Origin of the sequence: Aquisphaera insulae, from assembly GCF_011064615.1 — a bacterium.
Lineage (GTDB): Bacteria > Planctomycetota > Planctomycetia > Isosphaerales > Isosphaeraceae > Aquisphaera > Aquisphaera insulae.
This window is the reverse complement of sequence record NZ_JAALJH010000281.1, coordinates 1-357: the sequence shown is the minus strand read 5'-3', so window position 1 is coordinate 357 and position 357 is coordinate 1. Positions and strand designations below refer to the sequence as shown.

1 protein-coding gene is annotated in these 357 nt (G+C 71.4%); it reads left to right on the top strand.

Annotation, left to right across the window (positions count from 1 at the left end; genetic code table 11):
* Positions 1-357, top strand: a 357-nt coding sequence (locus tag G6O54_RS37145; RefSeq protein WP_205679207.1) for a hypothetical protein, incomplete at both ends; no start/stop codon positions are given.

The following is a 357-nucleotide window of genomic DNA, read 5'->3' as shown; positions in this document are numbered from 1 at the left end:
CCTCGCCAAGACCGCCGGTACCGGCACCAGCACCGTCGGCAACATCGCCCTGACCGACTCCGGCACGGTGAGTGCCGCCTCCGGGACGCTCAGCCTGCAAGGGGCAACCAGCGTGGCAGCGACGGGCATCCTCTCCGCGACCGGGACGGCGATCCTCGCCTTCGAATACGGGACCGCCAACCTCGCAACCGGCTCGGTGATCTCGGGGACCGGCACCGTCTCCATCAACTCCGGCACCGTCTCCATCGATGGCGCCGTCGACGACTCGGCCGCGAGCACGGTGCTCTCCGGCGGCACGCTCACCGGCGACGGCACCCTCACCGTCACCGGCGGCCTGACCTGGTCCGGCGGCACCAT